Origin of the sequence: Mycolicibacterium agri, from assembly GCF_002553505.1 — a bacterium.
GTDB classification, from domain to species: domain Bacteria; phylum Actinomycetota; class Actinomycetes; order Mycobacteriales; family Mycobacteriaceae; genus Mycobacterium; species Mycobacterium agri.
This window is the reverse complement of sequence record NZ_PDCP01000221.1, coordinates 1-1088: the sequence shown is the minus strand read 5'-3', so window position 1 is coordinate 1088 and position 1088 is coordinate 1. Positions and strand designations below refer to the sequence as shown.

Annotated in this window: 1 protein-coding gene; it reads left to right on the top strand. The window is 55.8% G+C overall.

Features of this window, described 5'->3' with window-relative positions:
- Positions 1 to 277: 277 nt before the first annotated feature.
- On the top strand, positions 278 to 727 hold the full coding sequence (locus tag CQY20_RS33885) for a helix-turn-helix domain-containing protein (RefSeq protein WP_097945779.1): 450 nt from the start codon (positions 278 to 280) through the stop codon (positions 725 to 727).
- The last annotated feature ends 361 nt before the right edge of the window (positions 728 to 1088 follow it).

Sequence of the window (1088 nt, the reverse complement as noted above, 5' to 3'; positions counted from 1 at the left end):
CGGGGCACTAAGCCCAGCGAAGCCGCAGGTCAGCGCATTACTGATTCAAAAACCGGCCAATGGTGTCCGAAGTCAGGTTCGACATATCGATAACCCATCGCTGATCACCGCCAATACGGCCTGATCCCGCTGCTCGGCCACGCTCAACTCCCTCATCTGGGGAGTGTCAAGGATCAACCGAAGTAGGTGTAAAGCATCAGCCGAAACACTGTCACCCATCAGCCGAAGACAAAACGTCAAGCATCAGCCGAGGCAATACAGAAATAAGGTGGAGGTAATGCAGCGGTACTCGAACCTTGACACCGTGTCAAAAACGTTTCAAATTCTGCGTGCTGCTGGCCTTGTTTCCCCCGATGGGAGAGCTGTCTGCCGGTCCGATCGCTCTCCGGAGCTGATTGCGCAGCCCTTCAAGTTGTCGCAGCGAATGGATCAATCAACTGTCACTCAGCTTATCAAAGACTATGAATCTGGTAAATCATCATACGAATTAGCCAAGGTTTACAACCTCAATAAGGGCAGTGTCATCAAGCTGCTGCGCGAGGCTCGCGTAGCTATCCGTAACCAGCGCCTCAACGACGACAAGATCGCTAAGGCTGCGCACATGTATGCCGCCGGAAATTCACTGGCCAAAATCGGCGCGCACCTCGGCGTTGAGGCTGGCACTGTCCGCCGAGCGTTGCTTAAACGCGGCGTGAAGATGCGCGATACGCATGGTAGGCGGCGTTGATCACCCGCCAGATATGGAAGAGCCCAGCTTACGCGCGCGCCGCCCGAACGGAATCTTCCCGCCTTCGAGGTGATGTAGCGCGAGTGCATTGAGGTCGTGCCGTTCAAGTGATCCGCTCGCTTCCACCTCCCCTTTGTCAGCTGTTGCGCGCATCGTAATGAGCTGTTCGGCGTCAGCACTCACTACGAGCCCAGGACTACGGGTGGCAAAGATGTACTGCCGTGTTCCCCTTAGTTCGCGGAGGCGATCGACCAGATAGTCCTCGATCCATGGCGCATGAAGAGTGAACCACCCCGGGTTTGATGCACACCTTCTTTCGAGGGAAGGTTGTTCGCATCATGGCGAAGAGGTACGACGAGGA